Annotated in this window: 19 protein-coding genes; 12 read left to right on the top strand and 7 right to left on the bottom strand. The window is 34.6% G+C overall.

The features are described 5' to 3' along the window. The first annotated feature begins 137 nt into the window (after positions 1–137). Entirely contained in the window at positions 138–323 is a 186-nt protein-coding gene (locus tag ACQKOF_RS07495) for a hypothetical protein (protein WP_427555079.1), read from the top strand. A gap of 168 nt (positions 324–491) precedes the next feature. Further along, entirely contained in the window at positions 492–1115 is a 624-nt protein-coding gene (locus ACQKOF_RS07490) for a hypothetical protein (protein ID WP_427555077.1), read from the top strand. An 88-nt stretch (positions 1116–1203) separates the two neighbouring features. Here the strand turns inward: ACQKOF_RS07490 and ACQKOF_RS07485 are convergent, their stop codons facing one another. After that, positions 1204–1701, bottom strand: a complete 498-nt coding sequence (locus ACQKOF_RS07485; protein WP_427555075.1) for a DUF1648 domain-containing protein — start codon at positions 1699–1701, stop codon at positions 1204–1206. A 193-nt stretch (positions 1702–1894) separates the two neighbouring features. Between ACQKOF_RS07485 and ACQKOF_RS07480 the strand changes: the two genes are divergently transcribed. From ACQKOF_RS07480 to ACQKOF_RS07465, 4 genes are all read left to right on the top strand, one after another. After that, on the top strand, positions 1895–2635 hold the full coding sequence (locus ACQKOF_RS07480) for a sulfite exporter TauE/SafE family protein (protein WP_427555073.1): 741 nt from the start codon (positions 1895–1897) through the stop codon (positions 2633–2635). After that, on the top strand, positions 2616–3584 hold the full coding sequence (locus ACQKOF_RS07475) for a PD-(D/E)XK nuclease family protein (RefSeq protein ID WP_427555120.1): 969 nt from the start codon (positions 2616–2618) through the stop codon (positions 3582–3584). The genes ACQKOF_RS07480 and ACQKOF_RS07475 overlap by 20 nt, the downstream gene beginning before the upstream one ends. Before the next feature lie 277 nt (positions 3585–3861). After that, positions 3862–4611 carry a hypothetical protein gene (locus ACQKOF_RS07470; protein ID WP_427555071.1) on the top strand — a complete coding sequence of 250 codons (750 nt, stop codon included), beginning with the start codon at positions 3862–3864 and terminating at the stop codon, positions 4609–4611. A 294-nt stretch (positions 4612–4905) separates the two neighbouring features. Further along, the gene (locus ACQKOF_RS07465; RefSeq protein WP_142507768.1) at positions 4906–5133 is read left to right on the top strand and encodes a hypothetical protein; all 228 of its coding nucleotides are present in this window, start codon (positions 4906–4908) and stop codon (positions 5131–5133) included. A gap of 356 nt (positions 5134–5489) precedes the next feature. On the opposite strand, the gene ACQKOF_RS07460 is transcribed toward ACQKOF_RS07465, so the two are convergent. Continuing rightward, complete coding sequence (locus ACQKOF_RS07460) at positions 5490–6917, bottom strand: VanZ family protein (RefSeq protein WP_427555069.1); 1428 nt, start codon at positions 6915–6917, stop codon at positions 5490–5492. 569 nt (positions 6918–7486) lie between these two features. Between ACQKOF_RS07460 and ACQKOF_RS07455 the strand changes: the two genes are divergently transcribed. Then, positions 7487–7786 carry a YfzA family protein gene (locus ACQKOF_RS07455; protein ID WP_427555067.1) on the top strand — a complete coding sequence of 100 codons (300 nt, stop codon included), beginning with the start codon at positions 7487–7489 and terminating at the stop codon, positions 7784–7786. A 74-nt stretch (positions 7787–7860) separates the two neighbouring features. Here ACQKOF_RS07455 and ACQKOF_RS07450 read toward each other — a convergent pair whose 3' ends face one another. From ACQKOF_RS07450 to ACQKOF_RS07430, 5 genes are read right to left on the bottom strand one after another with little or no spacing between them, the layout of a single operon-like run. Continuing rightward, positions 7861–9612, bottom strand: a complete 1752-nt coding sequence (locus ACQKOF_RS07450) for an ABC transporter ATP-binding protein (protein ID WP_427555065.1) — start codon at positions 9610–9612, stop codon at positions 7861–7863. Then, a complete protein-coding gene (locus ACQKOF_RS07445; RefSeq protein WP_427555063.1) occupies positions 9605–11404 on the bottom strand; it encodes an ABC transporter ATP-binding protein in 1800 nt (599 codons plus the stop codon). Before ACQKOF_RS07445 ends, ACQKOF_RS07450 begins: the two co-directional genes overlap by 8 nt. Before the next feature lie 4 nt (positions 11405–11408). Further along, positions 11409–12833: an ABC transporter ATP-binding protein gene (locus tag ACQKOF_RS07440; RefSeq protein ID WP_427555061.1), complete on the bottom strand. Its 1425-nt coding sequence runs from the start codon at positions 12831–12833 to the stop codon at positions 11409–11411. Further along, complete coding sequence (locus ACQKOF_RS07435; protein ID WP_427555059.1) at positions 12830–13540, bottom strand: energy-coupling factor transporter transmembrane component T; 711 nt, start codon at positions 13538–13540, stop codon at positions 12830–12832. The genes ACQKOF_RS07440 and ACQKOF_RS07435 overlap by 4 nt, the downstream gene beginning before the upstream one ends. After that, positions 13541–14128: an MptD family putative ECF transporter S component gene (locus ACQKOF_RS07430; protein WP_427555057.1), complete on the bottom strand. Its 588-nt coding sequence runs from the start codon at positions 14126–14128 to the stop codon at positions 13541–13543. Positions 14129–14400: 272 nt separating this feature from the next. On the opposite strand from ACQKOF_RS07430, the gene ACQKOF_RS07425 reads away from it, so the two are divergent. From ACQKOF_RS07425 to ACQKOF_RS07405, 5 genes are read left to right on the top strand one after another with little or no spacing between them, the layout of a single operon-like run. After that, positions 14401–15168, top strand: coding sequence for a VOC family protein (locus ACQKOF_RS07425; RefSeq protein ID WP_427555055.1), 768 nt, complete (start codon positions 14401–14403; stop codon positions 15166–15168). Further along, positions 15137–19480, top strand: a complete 4344-nt coding sequence (locus ACQKOF_RS07420; protein ID WP_427555053.1) for an amino acid adenylation domain-containing protein — start codon at positions 15137–15139, stop codon at positions 19478–19480. The genes ACQKOF_RS07425 and ACQKOF_RS07420 overlap by 32 nt, the downstream gene beginning before the upstream one ends. Beyond that, positions 19473–20561, top strand: a complete 1089-nt coding sequence (locus tag ACQKOF_RS07415) for a saccharopine dehydrogenase NADP-binding domain-containing protein (protein ID WP_427555051.1) — start codon at positions 19473–19475, stop codon at positions 20559–20561. The genes ACQKOF_RS07420 and ACQKOF_RS07415 overlap by 8 nt, the downstream gene beginning before the upstream one ends. 1 nt (position 20562) lies before the next feature. Beyond that, the gene (locus ACQKOF_RS07410; protein ID WP_427555049.1) at positions 20563–21618 is read left to right on the top strand and encodes a methyltransferase; all 1056 of its coding nucleotides are present in this window, start codon (positions 20563–20565) and stop codon (positions 21616–21618) included. Continuing rightward, positions 21566–23185 carry a (2,3-dihydroxybenzoyl)adenylate synthase gene (locus ACQKOF_RS07405; RefSeq protein ID WP_427555047.1) on the top strand — a complete coding sequence of 540 codons (1620 nt, stop codon included), beginning with the start codon at positions 21566–21568 and terminating at the stop codon, positions 23183–23185. The genes ACQKOF_RS07410 and ACQKOF_RS07405 overlap by 53 nt, the downstream gene beginning before the upstream one ends. The last annotated feature ends 9 nt before the right edge of the window (positions 23186–23194 follow it).

Below are 23194 nucleotides of genomic sequence, written 5' to 3'. Positions count from 1 at the left end.
CTACAATATGCCATTATTATAATATAGCTTTTACGACTTTTTTCGTTGATTATCATGTTACCTCACTAGTTATACTATTAATAGGTATTTTAGGAACTGAGATACTTAATAGACGAAAAAGGAAGGGACGAGCATAAATGACGGAATGGCCAAAGGGAGTAGCGAAGCCTGCTATACGGGCATTGAATGCGGCAGGCTATACACAATTAGAGCAATTGGAAAAGGTCGATTTATCAACGTTGAAAAATTTACACGGGATGGGACCGAAAGCGCTGGCGGCCATTGAAGTAGCACTGAATGAAGGTAGGAAGCACAGTGAATAAACTGACATTATTTTTACTGGCTATGGTGGTCTATTATATTTTTGTTGTTTTCGTGATTAGCAAGTTATTTATTATTCCTCTCATGAAGTTTATGGCGCTCGTATTCTTCCTTGGAGCAGGCTTTATTTTTTCTCGGAAAATGCGGAAGAAACTACAGTAGGAGGAATTATGAAAATTACAAAACTAGCCATATTTTATTTGTTCATTTTTATTTTAACAATAGTACTATCACTAGCAGGAGTTCGCCTATCCATTACAATCGGCATCATTGCCCTTATTGTGATCGCAATGATTTATAGACATATACATATTTTATTTAGGACAAATAATATGAAGATGGTAGATAAACTAGTAAAAGATCGTAAAAATGATCCGTTTTTTGCCTATCTTTACGCTGTTACTTATGGTACAAGGGAAGACCAACTTCACTCATTAGAAACAGCCATCGTAAAATATAAGCAGCCAGCAATGAAGTATAACTGTAAATTTATAAAGGCAATCATGGAAGAGAATTTAGAGGAAGCAAAGGATGCGGCTAATAAAATAAATAAAGAGCCTTTAACTAGCTATGCAAAATGTTATATCGCTGCATTTGAAGGACGAACAACTGACATGCGAAGCGATCAGCTTACACAGCCGTGGATGCAGCCAGCAATTGAAGCGGTTTATGCATACAAAATGAAGAATGAAACAGCCCTTCATCATTATGCCCAGGAAAGCATTGAAATGGCTCGTGGTGTACAAAAATATGTGTTAATACATACATTTGAAAAAATGAAAACGGATCTGTAAAAAATAGGCTACTTGATACTTTTGGGTGTCAGGTAGCCTATTTTTTACTGTTATTTATCATACATTAGTACAGCGTTAAGGGTATGCTTTATTCCTTCTTACTCAATAAAATCCCACGAACGACTCCCATTATAAATATAGTACACAGTACAAATAAAAATAAATAAGCATGCCACTGCTGTAAAATACGATTATGGCCTAAAGCCACCGTTAAGTCATTGAAAAGTGAATATGTAAAGTACAGTAGTATACTATTTTTGATGAAACAAAAAGTAATGATCCCATTTTGTCTCTGTACATGTGAGAGAGTAGGCTTATTTTTACGTAAGATAGGATAAGCTGCTCTAATCTCTAAGTATTGTAAAAGTAAAAATAGCATGAAAGCAATAAAGGGTAAATAAAAAATAGCGATTTTCGGGCCAAATTGTGCATGCTCACTTGAAAAGCTTTGCAAAACGGGTATAGATGCGGGGAGCTTATTGTATTGAATAAGCGTTGCCGTAATGCCAGCTAAAAAAATGGTCGTGACAATAAGCGTTAATGACTTACAAAAACGCGGTGTAGGTGTTTTTTGTTGTTCAAGCATTCGTTCACCTCATAGTTTATCTTATCATCAATTATGCCTCGGCATAATTCCGTGACATCCGCCGGAGGCTTTAACTTCTGTAGCTGACGCTTCGCTTTCGCTACAAAAGACATTTGCTGAAAGAAGTTAAATAGCAGTCTGTTATACTGTATCATATGAATACCATCATGTGTGTCATAGAAAGAAGGATTAGATGGAATACTTGTTGTTTTTACTAATAGGCATCACTGGCAACGTCATTGGAACATTAGTTGGAGGTGGGGGGTTAATTACATTACCGACCATGATGTTAATGGGGGTACCGGTCCATTCAGCGATAGGTGCGAATAAAGTTTCTAATATGGTCAGTGCCTTTTCAAGTTTCTACACGATTTATAAAAGAAAAGAATTGTCATGGTCGGAAATGCGTTCAGTATTACTTGTTTCCCTAGTAGGTGGTACCCTTGGAGGGCTGTTTGCATCGTTTATGAGCAGTCAAACATTGACGTTTATCGCTATAATTTTATTAGGCTTTGCACTTGTTATGTCCTTTATAGGTGGGGCTGAATTTGGAGAAAAAGACACTTTTACAATGAATCGCAAAAACGGTCCAATACTTCTTGGTGTTGGTTTTTATGATGGGATGTTCGGTCCTGGGAGCAGTACGCTGGCACTTTATACATATGCTCATGAGAAAATCTCTTATATGAAAGCTGTAGGTCTGTCACGTGTAGGTGTTTTTGCGATGTGCTCAGGAGCCGCAATTACGTATATTGCCACGGGTAAAATTGATTGGTCATTGACCATCGTTTTAATGGTTGGTTCTGTCATTGGTGCGCAAATAGGAATTATCCTTGCAAGAAAGGTTAAGGCAAATCAAGTAAAGCTATTGCTACGTATTGTAACCATTGTGCTAATAGTACAGCTCGTATACGATTTTATCAAACAAATTTAGGGAGGCGATATCCATATTTGAAATCACACCTTATCCATCTTTTTCGTGGTCACTGTCACGTCATAAAACGTTAACAAGTTGTGCACGAAAATATGGCTATGAATATTATTTTTCTCATAATGGCTGGCTAAGTTACAATGTGGAGCCATATCATCAACATGTCTATCGCTTAAAAAAGATCCAATCCATGCCGATTTTATTTGGTCAAATTGTCCATCATTTAATAGAGCAATCGCTCAATGATTATTTGCAAACCGGCAAGGCGCCGACTGTTGCTGAACTAGTAAATCGTGCACGTGGCCAGCTTAATGCCGCTTTTATCGATTCTACACGCCATGTAGATTTATGGAGACATAAGCCTAATAAATTTTATATGATGCAGGAAATTTATTACGAAGGGCAGTTAAATCCTGAACTTGTACAGGACTATAAGGAGCGAATGACGGCTGTCTTTGACAACTTTCTTAACAGTGAAACGTTCCAGCAAATTACTGGACACAAAGGATCCCTAAGAATCGGTGAGCCTGAACAATTTCGTTCCATGAAAATCGAGGGGATACAAGTTTTCGTCGTAATGGATTTTCATTATTATGACGAGATGGCAGACAAATGGATTATTATCGACTGGAAAACAGGCAGAGAGTCCGATGATGATCGCCAGCAATTAGCGCTCTATGCATACTATATTCAGCAGAAATATAGCGTATCTCTTGACCGAATTGATGTCTATAACGAATATTTATTGACTGGCAAACGAAAAAAATATGCCTTTACAACATTTGATATGGACAATATTTTACATACGTTTCAGCGAAGTGTGCTGGAAATGAAAAAGTATCAGGCTGATATTTTCTCCAATGAACCCGTGGATTTCGAGGAATTTGAGCAAACCCTTGAAAAATGGCACTGTAAAGGGTGTAATTTTAAAGAATTATGTGTGCAGAATTGAGTAGAAGATGGAGCGAGTGATCAAAAAAGTGACCAACTAAATTAATTCATCGAAATAGTCACTAGCTTTATTTATATCTTTACTAGTTAAATGTCTTTAAATGTAAACCGTCATTTTCATATCAGAGTGCCTAGAGATGAGAAGTTATTTTGAGGAAAAACACTCTAATTTTGTTAAATTACTTACATTATCACATTTTTATTGGTAGGATATGGATTGTTAGTATATTATACTAAGAAATTGTGTTTTCTAAAATAAAGCTGAGTAGGGGAGAATAATGAAAAAATTATTTATTGTGTTACTAGCAGCATTTGTTTTTGCAGTAGTACATCCAACAAAATCAGAAGCGAAAGTGATGTATGATGGAGCAGAGGTTGTAAAAGACCAAACTGGAAAAATGACCTTTAAAAAAGACATCAAGGTGTACAAGAAAAATCCAGATGGTACGTTTGATTCGTTAGTGGTTAAGCGAAATAATTTCTTTAGAACGTATGATATTGAAAAATATGATGGCAAAACATTCTACCAGATGGGGCAATATCGAGTACAAGCAACGGATTTGGTAGTTTTCAAAGAAGTACCAATAAAAATTCGTTCATCTTTCTATAACAATCCAACTTATATCTTTATTAATCGTAATAGTAATATCGCAACTTACGGAATGTGGTTCAATGAAAGTACCAACCCAGGCTTTTCTTTTACAAATAATGGACAAATACTTTCTTACTGCGGTCCCAATGATGTTAGTTCTAAAGAGTGTATACAGTATCCTGGTACAGATCTTAAAATCGGTGAGTCGAAAAGAAGCGAAATAGGCGTGCGTTTTGAGCTAACAAAAGCTGCAGATTTTAAACTCGATCCAATAAAAGCATCTGCAACTATAAGTACATTGAAAAAGGGAAGCATTTTAGTTTCAGAAGGTCTTGAAATTAATGGTTATCTAAATGTAACTTGGAAAAGAGATGACAACAACGAGTCCACACATTGGATTCCAGTGAATTTATTAAAATCAGTTGGAGATAAGTGACGGATTAGGAACTAAATAGCTCTCTTAATAAATATTTGTTAAGGGGGCTATTTTATATGGTTGATTGACATGCGGATAGGATGTTTGTCGATGTCTTGGGCTGTTTTGAGGAATTTGAGCAAAACCCTGATAAATGGCACTGTAGAGGGTGTAATTTTAAAGAATTATGTGTGCAGAGTTAAGTAGAAGATGGAGCATATAGAATGTCATACCTAACTAGGTGTGGCATTTTATTATGTTTCATATTTTTTGTAATTACAACCCATTATATAAGTAGATGGGAGGTGTTGATTTATGGAGTATGAATATAAAGTAAAGTTTTACTTTGACGAAGGCCGTGAAGAGGAATATAAAATCAAGAATAATATTGAACAAGAAACATTTACAGAAGAACTTTCTAATGGGTTAAATGAGAAGTCTTGGTATTCATTTACTGAAACAGAACATTATAAAACGATTTTAATTAGTACTAAAGAGGTTTATCAAGTAGTAGTAGAAAAAAATATTTTAGAATTTGATTAATCAAATGTATTAAGTCACATCTAACTCGGTGTGGCTTTTTAGCTTTAAAAAAGGTTGTTTTCTAAAAGTATGTTGCTGTTAAAAAATTAAGACAGGATAAATCTACAAATTCTTGTAGAATCAATTCTGTCTTTATTTTGATTTTTCGTAAATTGAAGCGCACGCTGTAAAGGATAGTATTATTAAAGATTCACACTTGGAGGTTTTACAAAGTGGAGTAATGACAACAGATCGTTTAGTTGGGGTGTATATTACGATTCAACAACGAGAAAAAATAAACAAAATGAAGTCCAGTTACTCAATTAATATTGAGCCCGGACTTTAGTTTATGGTATGTAAGATCCCGTACAGAATTACTACCTTCTTGCTTGAATCAAGGTGAACCATATATTCCCATTGAATTCCCCGGAAACTCTGTATATAGGCTGATAAAAGCCCTTCGTGTCATACATATACGAAAGTTCAATTGTTTCTATTTCAAGACGGTCCCTTTTTTTTATAACAAGCTGTTCTTCTGTTATCAGAGCATTAATTTTTATTTGGGGAAATTCCCCTTTCTTTATTCGCTCATACACTTCTGCAGGAGATAGTATATTAACTTCACGTATGAATTGATATTTATTAAGATTATTTGTTAACGAATAAACACTGCCATCTTGTTTAAGACCAAGCGTTAAATTTCCAGCCCAATAATCTATGTTAAGGTCATGATTATCCGGAAGATTCCATTCAAATTCGCCATTTTCCAATACAGTAAATTCAGCTTCTTGGGGTAGTATAGAAAGTTCGCTCATTATTTCCTTCGCCTTTTCGATCATTGGCTTGTGCCCTGCAGATGAAGTTTGCTCCGGCGTATAATTGTTCGCTGTTAACGACCAATTTCCCTCTGAACTTATAAACAATGTGTATTGGACTCCTGCTTTGTCTTCCAATAGAAGCTCACGATCGTCATTAAAAACCTGTGTATTCAACTCTGATAATCCTAATTTTTGTTGCAACAGAGCTTCCACTCCATCATTATTAACGATTTTCTTATAGACTGGGGCAGCTGTGGGTAATGAGCTTAATTCCAATGAAGTTGATAAATGAACATCTGACATATTCGATTTTGTATAGAAGTTTATTGCTAAATTACCAAACTCCTGCTGGGCGTAGACAATATTTATACCAACAAAAATCAAACCCATCGATAGAGGTATTGCAAGGTTTCCAACTAGACTTTTTATTTTTACTTTTTTGTTATGAGCAATGGAAGCCACTAGTCTATATAACTGATATCCAATAATACCGCCGAGTGAGTTGTTAATTATATCATCAAGCTCAAAAATCCCTGCTCCTGAAAGTGTCTGATACGTTTCAATAGATACCGTAGCACTTACAACTACAAGAAGAAGCCACTTAAACACTTTGAATTTTTGGCTAATTAAAGGCAACATAAATCCTAGTGGAATGAACATTAATATATTAAAAATACAATTTTGAAGATCACGTAAAGAGTATTTATTCCACGCTTCAATATAACTACTGAACGGCTGAAGGTTCATCTGCAAGTAATGTGAAGTGCCACGGCCAAAAATAGTTAGCTCAAACACAAAAACAATATACCCGATGAAGACTGCACAAATAAGAAGCTTATTTATGTGAATCTGTTTTTTTCGATCTGAATGTTGTTTTCTATAATAAAAGAAATAATATAGTGCAATAAGCATGAACTCTATTCCAATAATAATTATTACTGGCAACATTAATTGTCGAATATAACTAGAAATTTCTGTAATATCCAAGGTATATTCTCCCTACTTATTTTATTTTGGATGATTTTCACACATTTCTAGCGGTCTACACATGATTAGAAAATCACCCAGATTTTCTATTGGTTTATATTTCATTGATTCCTTTGCTTTATTCTTATTGTAAATGGAAATTATTAATAATTAATGAGGTTATTTATGAAGATTTCTTAAGAACTTGCACTATTTAAATAGTGTTTTATTTGTTGTAGGGCAATGCAACGGACTGTTTATTTATAAACAAACGTAATTATTTTAAGAAGTGTGAATGATGAATGGGGAACTAATTAAGGTTATGAGGCGAAATCAATTGGTGAGAATGATGTATGTATCTAAGTCGGGAGAAGTAAAAAAAGATATATATAAATCAACATTGAAGATTCATTTCAATCGTTCTGTTTTGCAAAACATGAATCATACAAGCAGGATAGTTCAATAAGGACATAAACACTAATAGATGAGAGATTTATTAATGTAAAATAGAAAGGAGTGTTTAATTTTGGAACTTTTCCCTTGATTTTACGTATATCTATAAATAGTATTTAATGGAGGGAGGGGATTACATGGCTAAAAAACAACATCATATTCCATTTTTGAAAAGACCTTGGGTATCTTCTATTGGTGTATTCGTATTGTCACAAATCATCTTTATTACATTTGAAGTAACAGGGTGGATACCTAATTATCGAGATATTAGTGGAACGTTATTTGGCAGAATTACTGAAGCCTCAATTTTCAGAGAGTGGTTTACTTTTTATGAAACACAACATTTTAATTTACTTACTATCTTTTTTGGTGTCGTATTTCTCGTGCCTGGAATAATTGGTGCGATAAAAAACGTTTTTTCACCAAGACCTACATAAGTAAAGGCTAGTGACAATATAAATAGAGCATTCACCCATTAAAGGGGCTGTCGGTAGACAGCCCCTTCTATAAACTATGTTGAAAGCCTCCAATTCTCAGCAGCTTGTCGAATATTAATAAAATGACGATAAACACCTTCTTCTTTAATAAGTGAATGATGCGTCCCTTTTTGGATAACTTTACCGTCTTCAATGACAATAATTTGATTGGCATTTTGTATCGTGGATAGACGGTGAGCGATGATGATTGTTGTTTTTCCTTGAATTAATTCATCTAGTGCAGCTTGAAGGAGCGTTTCGTTTTCAGGATCAAGACTTGCAGTCGCTTCATCTAATATAATAATGGGTGCATTTTTCAAAATAGCACGTGCAATAGAGATTCGTTGTTTCTCACCCCCTGATAGAGAAGAGCCACCGTCAGTGAGAACTGTATCATAACCGTTTTCAAGTGACATAATAAAGTCGTGGCATTGTGCTTTTGTCGCTGCATCAATGATTTCGTCTTTCGAAGCATTTGGATTTCCGAAAAGAATATTATTATAAATGGTATCGTTGAACAAATATACCTTTTGGAATACCATGCTGATGGATGATAATAGGTTATTTAGCTTTATCGTTTGAATGTTGATACCATCAATAGATATAGAACCTTTATTCACATCATAAAAACGAGCAATCAAATTGCACAAAGTCGTTTTACCTGAGCCTGATGGGCCGACAATCGCAGTGGTTGTCCCTTCTTTAATAGTAAAAGTTACATCTTGAATGATGGGTCTTTCATCGTATGCGAAGGAAACTTTATCAAACTGAATATTATAGTGTTTAAGATTGATATTTTCTCCTTTCTCGTCAATGAATGTCGTGTTTTCAATTGTTTCAAGTTTATCAAGTGTATTGTCTATTGTTTCTAGAACATGTATAGCATCGCTTATTGGTTCAATGCTATCAAACATCACAAATGAAAACAGTGTAATTAAAAACATATCAGCTAGAACCATTTCCCCATTTGTAACCAAGTAGGCTCCAACAAATACGAGAAGTACGGAAGAAAACTTCAGAGCCATTCGATGTCCAACGTTGAAAGTGCCAAAGCCTTTCTGAATCGTCAAATTGATTTGTTTGCTATTGCGAAAGGCGTCCTGTACATTACGAGATGCAATTCCTTCTTGATTAAAGTTTTTAATGACTGCCATCCCACGTAAATATTCTAATGTAGCGCTCACAAGTTGATGTTGACTTTTTTGATGATAAACAGCATTTTTTCTACTATGATTTTGAATTAGTCTTAAGAAGAGAGAAGAGACGGCAACACCGCTAATAGCAACTAAAGCCATAATTGGTTGATAAAGTAGTAAGAAAAGAATCATCGTGAATGTCATAATATATCCATTCACTACAACATCGATCATTTTGATGCCCATCATTTCAAAAAATGATAGGTCCGTTGTAACCGCACTATTAATGTCACCTGTCCGATGTTTATGAAAAAATCCTAGAGAAACTCTCTTCAATGTATTTCCCATTTTAATACGATGGTCGGCTGTTATCTCATATCCGATACTTTCCTGGTAAATAGCTTTTATATAGGCGAAGATAAATCGACCTATAATTGCTATAATTAAAAAAGATAAAAGGAACCAAATAGTGTTTATTTCTAACGGCTTTATTCCGTAATAATCATTAAGCATAAATTGCAAACCAGTAGCGGTGATGACGATAGGAAGGGCAATACAAATAGAATGGAAAAATGAGAAAACAAAACCTAAATATAAACGTTTTTTATATGGACCAACCCAATGAATGATTCGCTTTATAATTTTAATCATTTGGTGATACCTCCTGCGAGTGAACCGATTCAGATAGGAGCCCATTCTCTTTAGAACCGATATGTGCCTTCCATAATTTTTGATAAAGTTCATTATTTGAGAGCAGTTCCTCATGAGTACCAATACTTTGGATACTACCATCTTGTAAGACAACAATTTGATCAGCATGCTTTATAGTTGATAATCTGTGAGCAATAACGATAAGCGTTTTATCTTTCGCAAGCTCATTAAAAGCTTTTTGAATTTCTGATTCGTTTTCAGGATCTGTAAAAGCTGTTGCTTCATCAAGTATAATAATAGGTGCGTCTTTTAAGATAGCTCGGGCAATAGCAATACGCTGTTTTTCACCGCCAGACAGTTTATTGCCAGCTTCACCGGAATCAGTATGATAGCCATTTTCTAAACGAGAAATAAATGTATCACATTTTGCTAGGCGTGCTGCTCTGTAAACTTCTTCATCACTAGCATGCGGATTGCCCATTCGAATATTCTCTAAAAGGCTTGTTTTAAATAAAAAGTTATCCTGAGCAACATAGCTAATCAGTGTTGAAAGGTTATTTGGATGAATATCTTTAATGTTTTTATTTCCAATGGTAATACCGCCATCTTTCACATCCCAGAAGCGTGCAAGCAGTTTGGCGATGGTTGATTTACCACTTCCTGACGGGCCGACAAGTGCGGTGTAACTTCTTTCAGGTATAGTTAATGACAGGTTTTCAATCACTTTCCGCTTATTATCGTACGCAAATGATACATGGTTAATCGCAATATCATAATTTGTTGGAGTTGCAGCAAGTTCCTTATCAACAATAGGAAGCGATTCTAGATTTAAATATGCTTTTGTGTCATCGATCGCATATTCAATTGCTTTGAAATCATTGACGAAAACGGTAAACTTCATAAGCGGGTAAATAAGTCCCATTGATAAAATAAGACAAATAATTAACTGTGCTGGGTCAATGGCATTGCTATGATAAAGCCATAAACCGATTGGTAGAGTTCCGACAAGGGTAGAAGGTAAAATAGCATTACCTAATGTCATCCATGGCCATGTACTGTGGAACCATTTCATCGTATAATTTTTAAAGTCTATAATGGTATTGGAAAACTTTTCATAAGAAGCATTTGTCTGATTAAATGTTTTGATAACCTCGATTCCTTCAACGTATTCTACAATGATACTATTCATATGATTGCTAGCATCCATATAATGTTGATATTGCGTGTTGAAGTTCCTCATCATGAAGGCGTAAACGATAAAAGCAATTGGAACTGTTACTAGTGACGCTAGTGCTAGCCGATAATCGATTGTTAGCATATAGATGAAGACACCAATTGGCAATAATAAGTTTGAGATGCCTTCTGGAATAATATGAGCAAGTGGCAATTCCAGTGTTTCAACCCGGTCGATGATGACATTTTTGGTCTTTCCGACGGATTGGTTAAGGATATCGCCAAGGGGTGCTCGTAATAATTTTTCAGCAAGCTGTAGACGTATTTCTTCAAGGATATTATAAGCGGCTCGATGTGAGAAATAACTTGATATTGCATGAAATAATGTTTGAGCAAAGTAACCTATTGTTGCAATCGCAATCCAGAAGAAAATGACTTGCATCGTTTGTGTCCCATCAATTAAATGTGTAAGTATTTGATAAACAGCTACATATGGAACAAGCCCGCCAATTACACTAATAATAGCTAATATCACAGATTGGGTCAGGGGCGTTTTGGAACTACCTGCAAATTGAATGATTGACTTTATCCAATGTTCTTTTTTTTCATTATGTTCCAAGGTTTCACATCCTTTGTTCGTTGAATATTGTTATTTTCTTGATAGTGCCATGAGCCAATTCAATTGTTCCATCACAACAGAGCGAAATCATCTCAGGGTCATGGGTTATAAGGAATACTTGCTTGTTTTGATTTCGTAAAACGTTCATGCAATCAGCAAATTGTTTCATATGATGATAATCGAGTCCACTTGTCGGTTCATCCATAATAATCAGTTGTTTATCTGCTGCAATTGCTGAAAGTATGGCTACACGCTGTTTTTCACCACCGGATAGCGACATAGGATGAGCATCTTTAAATTGAATGACATCCAGTAGAGACAACAGCTCAAGCGCCTGGCTTTCATTAGGTTCAGGCATGGAAAGAAGGATTTCTGATAAAACACTTTCTGTAAATAATTGATGATGTACATCCTGCATCACAATACTACTTGCTTTAAAGCACTGTTTTTTCTTATATATCATTTTGTTTATTTGAAATCTAGGAGAGGATTTCTTGTAGAGGCCTGTTAAAGATTTAGCAAACGTTGATTTACCTGCTCCATTGTGACCAGTAACAGCAAATATTGTTGGAAACGGAAGATCGAACTCTTTTATATTAAGTTGAAAATCATGATTGAAGTGAGTGAGTGCATCAGCTTTAAAATGTGAGCTCTGATTGAAAGGGGAAGTCTGTTGAGATACCAATTCTTCTAGATGAATAGCTCGAAGACCAAGCTGATAAAGCACCTCATTAGACATATTGAGCAACTCGTTTTGTAGAAAGATATGTTTAATTTTACCTTCTTCCATTAGAACAAATCGGTCAGCGAGTGTCTTTAAGTAATGAAGTCGATGTTCAGATATAATAATGGTCTTACCTTGACGTTTCCAAAAAACAATCATCTCTCTTAGTTTTGTTGTTGCTTCATCATCCAAATTCGCTGAGGGTTCATCAAGGATGATAACTGGGGGATCATGAATAGCAACAGATGCACATGCTATAAGCTGTTTTTCACCACCTGATAGATGAAACAAATTCCGTTTTAAAAGAGGATGTAGGCCAAGCTGTTCAACGATTGCAGCTTTTCTATCGAGTATTTTCTCTGACGGCAATCCAAAGTTTTCTACCGTAAAGACAAGCTCACTATCGGTATCGATGTTATAAAATTGTGTTTTAGGATTTTGAAAGACTGAACCGGTGCGTTTAGCAATTTCATGAATCTCCAAATCTTGAATGATTTCATTATCCAAAAGTATTGAACCTTCCAAATGTCCACCTATGTAATGGGGGATAAGACCGTTCAATAATCTTGTAATTGTTGTTTTTCCGCAACCGGATTTACCACATAGTACAATTACTTCGCCTTGTGAGATATTTAAATTAATATCTCGTAATGTCATTTTTGTTTGATTGCTATATTGAAATGAAACATTCTTGAGTCGAATCATAAAAGGACCTCCCAAAAGAATACTAACCATATTAAAATACTTATGAAGATCAACAAAAAATCTTGCGCGTAAAAATGAAGCTGGCATACATTTGTTCTCATTACTGGCGCGGATAATCCACGTGTTAATGATGTCATCGTTAATTCATTCCCAATCTTTGAGGCGGACACCATGAGCGGAATTAGACGATATTCCATTGCTTTTATGGGACGAAATAAAACGGAGGGTCCTGTCAGCCCACGGAATGCCATTGCCTGCTGAATATATAGATACTCATAACTGAGTGTGGGGAAAAAGCGAAACATAACAGATAGTGCAATAATTAAACCTTTAGGGAAATGTAATGTCTCCATCGCTGCAATAAGCTCACTTATAGACGTAGTAGACAATAAAAAATAGCCCATCATGATACCGGGAAGTAATCGTAAGGAAATGGAGATTATCCCTAGTGACAGATAAAAAATAAAACCATGTAAATAAGGAGCTATAGTAAACTGAAAGATTGATACAGACAACAGTAAAATCAGATAATAAGATGCTGCCTTATATTTTTGATAAATGAACAATAAAATAACTGGAATAAACCATAAGATTGGAAGTATGTATTGGAACCAACCGCTTTGGGGAGCACTCACTGTGACAATGTTGATAGTAAGTGTCAACAATAATTTGGTCCTTGGATCTATCTGAAAGTTGCTTCGTTCCATTTACACAATCCCCGATTTCATAAAATGCTTTGATAAAAGTCTCGTACCAATTGCGCCTCCTATAAGACTTGCAATAAATGTCACAAAAATGAAAAGAAATAATGTCCAATCGGGAATGTAACTGTTTAATGTATTTGCATACTCAACACCATATTGAGCGGTAATATTAGAAAAATAAGTTGTTCTATGAATGTAAATAGGAAGGTACATGCCAATTGTCCATAAACTAAACACAGCATATGAGAGAGATATAGTGAAAGAATTTGATCTAAGCTTTATAAAAAGTACGTCAGCAATAAGGCCACAGATCAGCCCAGCTAGAAGAGGATAGAAACCATTTCCACCCATCAACATCATAATTAATCCACATATAACCCCACTTAAGGTAATCATGCCGAACTTTTCAGATTTTGCTAAAAACAAAATAAATGGAACTCCACCAAAAATGCCAATTAGAACAGGTAAGATAGCATTAAAAATGGGCATGTAACCTAGTAACGAGATTACAAATAGAATAACGAAATAAATACTCGTATAAATTCCAACTGTCATAAAGTCTTCTGTCCGTAATGCAATTTTTTTTTGCATAGTAGTTACTCCTTTCAAAATAAGAAATAAAAATTGATTTGTCATTTGGAATATTTAGGGTATATCCAAATCGAGTATATTTGATAATGATTATCAATGTCAACTAATAATTAAAAATGGAAAATAGTTAATAAAAATAACTAATATATACTATTGTAATTATTTTTAGAATATTTTAGTATTTAATATAAACGAGTGAAAATGATATTCATTATCAATTAGTTCGTTAAGTTTACCATATTCTAAAATATATTAGAAAGTGTGGAATTTATTTGTTAAAAATCAGTCATATCCAATGCAGAGTGAACAATATTAAAAAGGCTGTTAGTAATTTCGAAAAGGCTGGATTTCAAGTTGAGTGGGGGAGGAACCCCAAAAATTCACTTAATGCTTTTATATGGTTTGAACAAGGTCCTTTTATTGAATTGTTTGAAATGAAATGGTTTATGTCACCTATTAGTGTTCCTCTAGGTATCATTTATGGAAATTCGATGCACGAGCGTTGGATGAAATGGATGGATCAACGGGAAGGCTTAATAGATTTTGCTTTAGAAGGATATAAAGAAGATATAGCTAAGCAAGATAATTTACAGGTAGTTAGGAAAGAAATAAATAATTTAGGAATTAGAACTTCTAAAGTGCTGAACGGTAGGAGGAAGAAGCCGACAGGAGAAATTGTAACTTACGGATTTTTCTCAATGTCTCCTAGGGAATTACCTTTTGTTGTTTCAGCGTATAGTACACCTCAAAGGCCTAAACATATCCATCATTCAAATGGGTCTAAATATATCCACTCGATGTCGATTAGTTGCACAAAAGATTCATCGGAAGTGTTAAATGCAATTTTGAAAGACAATGTAAAGTTGAATGTCAATGTGGATACTGTATTCAAAATAGACAGCATTACAATCGAAGGATTATTAGAAAAGATTGACCCCCAGTTACTACATGGGGCAAATTTGATGAACAAAGAATACATATTACTTGAGAAAAAAGGTGAGGTTTTAAGTGAGCAAAACGTTGAAAAACTTAAAAAATGAAATATACAAATTAAACGCACAAGGGATAGAACTATGGACTAGCGATGGTAAGTTAAATTTCAAGGCAGGAAAAGATCAATTAACAGAAGAAATCATGACGTTTCTTAAAACTTATAAAGAAAAGTTAATCGATGTGTTAGAACACGAGGGAAAAGACAATACGTTTCCATTAACGCCTATTCAATCAGCTTATTTAGTAGGGAGTATGGATAGTTTCGAATATGGAGGAGTATCTAGTCATATTTATATGGAGCTCGATTATCCACATCTAGATAAGGAAAAAGTCGAGCATGTGTGGATGTCATTGATAAGTCGTCATGAGATGTTAAGAACTACAATGAATCAAAGCGGATACCAAAGTGTATTGGAAGAAATACCGAGATTAGAAATATATCATGAAGACTTGACTACTAATGGTATTGATGACTGTAATCGTCTAAATACAATCAGACAAGAGTTGGGCAATAAAAGATATTCTCCAGAATGTTGGCCGCTATTTGATATTGCATTGAGTAAAAGATTGCAGGGGACAACTATGCATGTGTCTTTTGATTTTTTAATTGTTGATTGGGCAAGTATTTGGATATTGATTCAAGAGTTTGAAGTACTTTATTTTAATGAAAACGTAACATTACCTGAAAATGATTTTACTTTTAAAGAGTATGTGAAGTTAGAAGAAGCTAGGAGATATCAAAATAAATATAAAGAAGATAGTGATTATTGGCTTAACAGAGTAATGGATTTCCCGACTTCACCAACATTACCTAAATTACCATTAGTACAAGACGAGAAATCCTTTGAACGTTATTTTATCCAATTAAAAAAAGGCGATTGGGATAAATTAAAAGTCTCTATTTCTAATAAGGGTAAAACGGCTACGAGTGTGTTGTTCACCTTATATAGTCAATGTTTAGCTAAATGGAGTGTAAACAAGCATTTTATCATCAATCTTATTCTTTTAAATAGATTACCTGTCCATCCAGATGTTAACCGTATTGTTGGTGATTTTACATCCATTAATTTAACAGAGGTTGACTTTAGCAATACACGCACGTCGTTTATGAGTGATGTGAATGACGTACAACAACAATTGTTTCGTGATTTAGATCATAGTAGCTTTTCGGGAGTAGAGGTGTTGAGGGAACTTACAAGAAAGAAAGGTCAAGCTCACGCTTTTATGCCATTTGTTTTTACGAGTGCCATTAACCTAGTTGATTCACAAGGTCAAATAGGGAAAATGAATGAATACGGTATTAGTCAAACACCACAAGTATTTATTGATTGCCAAGTTATGAATGATGACAATGGCTTACGGGTGAACTGGGATGTGAGAAAAGGCGTTTTTCCTCCTAATTTAATTCATGATATGTTTTCATCATTTGAAACAGCCTTATTAAGATTAGTGCATGATGATAAAGCGTGGGAATCGACGTCATTAATTACATTGCCAAATGAACAAATTAAAGTCAGGGAAAGAGTAAATAAAACTACAAATAGTAACGTACCAAAGCGGCTGTTACACCAAGGATTTTTTGAACAAACATCGCTACAGCCAAATAAAATAGCGATTATCGATGGTGATCATCATTATACATATCAAGAACTGCGCGACATGGTGTATAAATTGGGAGCCTTACTTAAACAGTATCAGGTGAAAGAAGGCACTAAAGTAGCGATCATCTCCGATAAATCTGTATATCAAGTTACTAGTGTGTTAGCACTATTATCTTTAGGCGCAGTCTATGTTCCAATTGACAAGGCACAGCCGATTAGGCGAATAAAAAAAATAATCGATCAAAGTCAAGTAACGGCCATTTTAGTTGATGGACTTGATCCAATATATGACAGCTTAAAGGAACAACTAATACTCTACAATCAATTAGAAGAAGTTGAAACATCATTATATGACGTTTATGAAGGGGATTCAGACGCTCTCGCTTACATTATTTTCACTTCTGGTTCAACCGGAGAACCAAAAGGTGTAGCCATGTCCCATGCCTCAGCAATGAATACAATTGAAGATATTAATAGACGATTTTGTATTACGAGTAATGATAGTGTTCTGGCATTATCAAAACTCAATTTTGACCTCTCAGTCTATGACATTTTTGGTTTATTATCCGTTGGTGGTACGATTGTTTATCCTGAACAAGGACACCTATATGATGCTGATCACTGGCTAGAGTGTATCAAAACAAAGAAGATAACACTGTGGAATACAGTACCAGCACTTATGAAAATGCTTCTAAATGTTGATGAAATAGAGCAGATAAATATCAATACAATGAAAACCATTTTGTTATCTGGTGATTGGGTACCACCTAAAATGATTAAACAGTGTTCATCTGTTTTTCCGAAAAGTGGCATCATTGCCTTGGGCGGCGCAACAGAAGCGGGCATCTGGTCAAACTATCACGTATGTTGTGAAGAAGACTTTGATAAAGAATCAATACCTTATGGATACCCATTAGCTAATCAACGGTTTTATATTTTGGATGAAAATGATGATGATTGTCCGAATTGGGTCCGTGGAGAATTATATATTGGCGGCGAAAGCCTTGCACAAGGATACTACAATAATCCTGAAATAACGAAGGAGCGTTTTATTACAAATGTTAAACAAGAAAGATTATATAAAACAGGTGACTTTGGAAGATATATTGATAATGGGGAAATAGAATTTATAGGGCGTCTTGATAATCAAGTGAAGCTACAAGGAAATCTCGTTAATTTGGGGGAAATAGAATCATTATTAAATAAAAATGAGCTAATTGATACCTCATGTGTTGTCGTACTTGATGATAAACATCTTTATGCGGTTGTTAAATTGGATTCCGATAGCTATAAAAACGTTCATAGTAATGATGTAATAAACTATCTTGCAAATTTATTACCACAATATATGGTGCCAGTAAAAATATTTATTGTTTCCGATCTTCAATTAAATGCTAACGCTAAATTAGACCGCCAGTACATTAAAAATCAAGTACAACTACTAGTTGCGGAAAGTACAAAAGATGATGAAATAGAAGTTGAACAAACTGGAATGCGAAATCAATTCGAAGAAATACTCATTCATTTAGCAAGTGAAGTGTTAGATGTAGATCACATTCAAGTGAGTAAAAATTTATACGATTATGGTGCAGATTCTTTAACATTATCTCAATTAGCAGGAAAAATAAAAAAAAACATTGAGAATGATAATCAATTTAGAGATGTAACATTTGATTTTATTCTCAGACAACTTCTAAATGAGCCGATAATGGAATCACTTGCTCAGAAATTACTTCAATATTCTGTTAGAGAAACGGATGATTCAGACCTATTTGTAGAAATAAACAATTCTAAATCGATAGGCTTATTAAAAGAAGAATCGTCTTCACATGGAGATCCTTTACGTATTGTCGTACATGCAGGGTTAGGGACGATGAATGCTTTCAAATATTTGAACAAACATTTAGCAAAACAAACTATTGGTACAGTTGTAAGTATCTCCGTTCAAGACATAAATCAATATTTAGCTATTGATTCTTCAATACTAATTGAGAGTTTAGCAGACGATTATGTCTTACAAATAGTAAATAGAGAACCAAGTCAAGTTCAATTGATAGGCTATTGTATGGGTGGACTTATAGCACTTGAAATCGCAAGAAGATTAATGGAAAGAGGTATTGAAATTCTTGACTTTACATTAATTGATAGTGCTCCTGTTTTGTATGATATTGAAGATTCAATACCTTTAGAATTAATTTTTATTACAAACTTCTACATTACTGTTGAAGACGTATACGAAGGAGCAACAAATAAAGAATTAATGGATGCTATTATATATGTTTTTTATAAAAACAATGAAAGTCTAAGTGCATCAAGTCTTGAAGAGCTAAAAAATGATACAAAATATAAAACGGTCTACCAATTTATAAAGAAATTATCGCAATTAAGTAGAAAACAACGATTTAAAGATTATAGGGCAGCAATTGAACAGAGGACTGGTGAAATAGTTCCGGATGAAATGTTGGAAGGATACTACAACATTTATTTACAAAGTTTTAAAGGATCAAATGTACGACCAATGGCTTATTTTGGTGATATTCGTTATTTAGCTGCAAAAGAAGAAATGGACTTCATCTTCACGAATCAACAAGATACATTGAATTTTTGGAAAGAACTATGCATTGGGGAATTTGAAGAAATACCAATTGAAGGGAACCATATTACATGTATTGAAGAGGAAGATAATGCATGTAAAGTTGCTGAAAGACTACTAGATCCAATCAATAAACGAATTGGGAGTATAAATCATCATGAATAAAAAATCGATAGGAATTGTTGGTGCAACAGGTCAAGTAGGTGTAGGAGTTGTCGAAACGTTATTAAAAAGCAGTCAATATCAATTATTACTTGGAAGTAGAAAGATAGACAAGCTAATAGAGAAGTATGGTCAAGAGTCAGAAGCTATTGTATATAAAGTTGTCGATGTTTTTGATGAAGAAAATATAGTTTCATTTTGCAATCGCTGTGATTTAGTCATTAATGCAGTTGGACCTTCTTCCATTGTCCTTGATCGTGTAGCAAATGCTTGTATGCAAACGAACACGAACTATATCGATGTATCTGGGGATAAGACGATGAAAAAGGCGATAGAGGAAGCTTTTATTAAGCATGACAGCGCCACAACACTTGCTCTTTCAGCTGGTGTGTATCCAGGTTTGACTGAAATGTTTGTAGCATTTTTGCTACAACAAAGCAAGGAAACCGTTGATCATATTAGTTGTTATTTTGCTGGTAAAGGTACCTTTTCTGAAACAGGGGCTTATGACATTGTATCAAGCCTAGAAAAAGATGAAGGCTATGGAATGTCCTATTACAGTAACGATGAAATAAAGAAATTAACTTCGGAGATAGGTAGCCAAAAACAATTACCAACACCGTTTAATCAAGTATATACCTTACCGATTATGAGTGAAGAATTTATTGCCTGTTTAAAAGAGTACAAGATTGCCGATGCCTATTTTTATAATACCTTCCCAACAACGAAAATACTTAGTGATTTCATTATGATAAAGGCCATGCAGCAATTTAAGACCGAAGATGAAAAGCGAGCTTCTGCTAATCGATTGATTAATTCCTTCAATTTACAAGATGAAAATGAAGGATTCATTATTTATGTTGTATTGGAGGAAAAAGGGAAGAGGCTAACAACTTGGTTAATGAGTAATACCAATTGGAACTATTGCTCTGGTGTTGTGGCTGCTTGTGTAGCTATGCAAATGCTAGAAATAGGCCTAGCAAATAAAAAAGGGTGCCACTTCGCACAATCAATTGTAAATATTGAAGAGCTCTTTAATCAACTATTAAGAACGGAATATATCTCAATTACAGGGGAGAATTAATGTGGATGTAGAGGAAATGAAAATCATTAACATGATACAAGGCTATTCACAATCGTATGTCGTATATAGCGCGGTGGAATTAGGCATATTTAATGCATTGTATAAAAAAAGCATGACGAGTCATCAACTGGCTACAAAACTACAACTTTCTCATTCGTTATTAGAGCGATTTATGAAGGTACTTGTAGCAATGGAATTTGTTAAACAGGTGGATGCTCAATATTCTTCAACGTCTTTAGGGGATAAATTATCTCAAGATAGCGAAGAATCAATGGCAGCAATGATTCTATTTAATGGACGCATTTGTATGAAAGCATGGGGTTATTTTTATGATGCATTAAAAAGAAATAGCTCTCCCATTGAGCTCATGGAGGGAGAAGCATTTTTTGAAGTAAATGCGATGAGTCATGATCGATTAAGTACGTTTAATCAAATGATGCGTCAAGCAAGTATGCAGTTAAATTTAAATCTATTATGCGAAACAAGAAATATCGATGAAATTAAGAAAATTATTGATATAGGAGGTGGTGCTGGAGATGTAATGGTGCAACTTTTAGAGGGGTTTCCTTATGCTGAGGGCATCATTCTTGACAAGGACTATATAAGGGAAGAAGCCGAACAAACAATTCACACTCATCGTTTAAAAGAACGTTGTCGATTTGTTGAAGGAGACTTCTTTTTACCAATTGAACATCAATCGGATGTTTATGTATTATCTAGGATTCTACATGATTGGGATGATCATAAAGTAAGTTTAATACTACGAAATATTGCGGACGTTATGACAGATGAAAATGTCTTGTTTATTATAGAAAAATTACTTCCTGAAAAAGTGACTAAACAAACACTACCCGCATTTTTAGGTGATATGCATATCTGGGCATTATGTAATGGCAAGGAGAGAACTGAAAAAGAATATGAAGAACTACTCCATCAAGAACATTTATATATTGCCAAGAAGCATTTACTAAATTCAGATATTGTCGTACTGGAGGTTAAAAAAAATGTACAAAATACAAACAGAAGATATGATTACGAAGTTTGTGGAGCACTATGAAAATGCTGGCTACCTTGAACAATTATCTTTAGCAGATGCATTAAAAAATTGGGCCGATGAATACAAAGGTAAAGTTGCTCTAGTAGACCAAACTGGATCTTTAACTTATGAGGAATTGTATCAATCAGCGAATTTACTAGGACAAGGGTTAATAGCTAAAGGCATTAAAAAAGGAGACAATGTACTCGTACAATTACCGAACAATATGTATTTTGTAAAGGTATGTTTTTCCTTATTTATTATTGGTGCAAGGCCAATCCTGTTATTGCCGACACATAGAGAAAAAGACATTACGAATATCTCTAAATTAACGGAACCAGTAGCGATGATTATTCCATCATCTTTTCTTGGTCATGATTATAAATCCATGGCTATGAAAGTAGCAAAAGAACAGTCGAGTATTTCCCTAATTATTACGGATGAATCTAATGAAACATTTATTTCTTTACAAGATATAGAGTCTGAGATGCGCGAACAAAATAATGATTTGATGGAACATCAATCCTCTTATAAAGAAATCGCTCTATTTTTACTTTCAGGTGGCACTACAGGTACACCAAAAGTCATCCCAAAATTGCATACTGCCTACTTATATAATGCTAAAGCTGCAGCAGACCATTGTCGTGTGACTCAAAAAAGTACTTATCTCGCTGTATTATCCATTGCACATGATTATCCTCTTTGTTCACCCGGAGTAATGGGGACTTTATGTAAAGGAGGTAAAGTTGTTCTAAGTTCAACGAGTACATTTGACGAAGTACTCGACTGGATAGAAAAAGAGCGAGTCACTTTTACGTCAATCGTACCTGTCATTGCAAATTTATGGGTGGAATCTTTAGCTTTGGAAGAACATGCTGATTTATCGTCCATTGACTATATTTTATTAGGAGCGGCTAAGTTAGAAAAACAATTAGCACTACAATTGATTAAACAGTTTGAATGTAAGTTAATACAAGGTTATGGACTTGGTGAGGGAATTACCTGCTTTACTTCCCCAAATGATGATATTGAGACGATTATTTCATGTCAAGGGAGACCGATTTCTAAGGGAGATCAATTCAAAATAGTTGACGAGAATAATAATGAAGTTTCTCCAGGTGAGCCAGGTGAACTTATTCAAAAAGGGCCGTATACATTCTTAGGCTATTTTAAATCTCCTGAAATTAATAGGATGAGCTTTACAGAAGATGGTTTTTTAAAAACAGGAGATAAGGCGCGCGTAACGAGTAAAGGAAATATTCAAATTCTTGGAAGGGTAAAGGAGCAGATTAATAGGGCTGGAGAAAACGTAATACCTAGTGAAGTGGAAAGCTATCTTCTAGAACATGATGAAATTATAGATGCTTCCGTAGTAGGCGTTGCCGATATGGAGTTAAGTGAACGAATATGTGCATTTGTTGTTAAAAAAGACAGGGAACTGTCCTTGATTGAACTGTGTAAATTTTTGATAGATATTGGTGTTACACATTATAAACTCCCGGATCAATTAGTATATGTAGACGCTATACCCTATATAAATGTAGGAAAGTCTGACAAGAAAAAATTAGTCGCACAATATTTAGAGTAGGAGGAACTT

The sequence above is a fragment of the Lysinibacillus sp. NPDC093190 genome, from assembly GCF_050280425.1.
Classification (GTDB): domain Bacteria; phylum Bacillota; class Bacilli; order Bacillales_A; family Planococcaceae; genus Lysinibacillus.
This window is presented reverse-complemented; position numbering and strand designations above follow the sequence as displayed.

Bases quoted from the DNA above. Each gene is read 5' to 3' on its own strand.
- ACQKOF_RS07480 (WP_427555073.1), top strand. From the start codon at position 1,895: ATGGAATACTTGTTGTTTTTACTAATAGGCATCACTGGCAACGTCATT.
- ACQKOF_RS07430 (WP_427555057.1), bottom strand. From the start codon at position 14,128: ATGCAAAAAAAAATTGCATTACGGACAGAAGACTTTATGACAGTTGGA.
- ACQKOF_RS07470 (WP_427555071.1), top strand. From the start codon at position 3,862: ATGAAAAAATTATTTATTGTGTTACTAGCAGCATTTGTTTTTGCAGTA.
- ACQKOF_RS07415 (WP_427555051.1), top strand. From the start codon at position 19,473: ATGAATAAAAAATCGATAGGAATTGTTGGTGCAACAGGTCAAGTAGGT.
- ACQKOF_RS07465 (WP_142507768.1), top strand. From the start codon at position 4,906: ATGGAGTATGAATATAAAGTAAAGTTTTACTTTGACGAAGGCCGTGAA.
- ACQKOF_RS07440 (WP_427555061.1), bottom strand. From the start codon at position 12,833: ATGATTCGACTCAAGAATGTTTCATTTCAATATAGCAATCAAACAAAA.
- ACQKOF_RS07490 (WP_427555077.1), top strand. From the start codon at position 492: ATGAAAATTACAAAACTAGCCATATTTTATTTGTTCATTTTTATTTTA.
- ACQKOF_RS07450 (WP_427555065.1), bottom strand. From the start codon at position 9,612: ATGATTAAAATTATAAAGCGAATCATTCATTGGGTTGGTCCATATAAA.
- ACQKOF_RS07485 (WP_427555075.1), bottom strand. From the start codon at position 1,701: ATGCTTGAACAACAAAAAACACCTACACCGCGTTTTTGTAAGTCATTA.
- ACQKOF_RS07495 (WP_427555079.1), top strand. From the start codon at position 138: ATGACGGAATGGCCAAAGGGAGTAGCGAAGCCTGCTATACGGGCATTG.
- ACQKOF_RS07455 (WP_427555067.1), top strand. From the start codon at position 7,487: ATGGCTAAAAAACAACATCATATTCCATTTTTGAAAAGACCTTGGGTA.
- ACQKOF_RS07435 (WP_427555059.1), bottom strand. From the start codon at position 13,540: ATGGAACGAAGCAACTTTCAGATAGATCCAAGGACCAAATTATTGTTG.
- ACQKOF_RS07405 (WP_427555047.1), top strand. From the start codon at position 21,566: ATGTACAAAATACAAACAGAAGATATGATTACGAAGTTTGTGGAGCAC.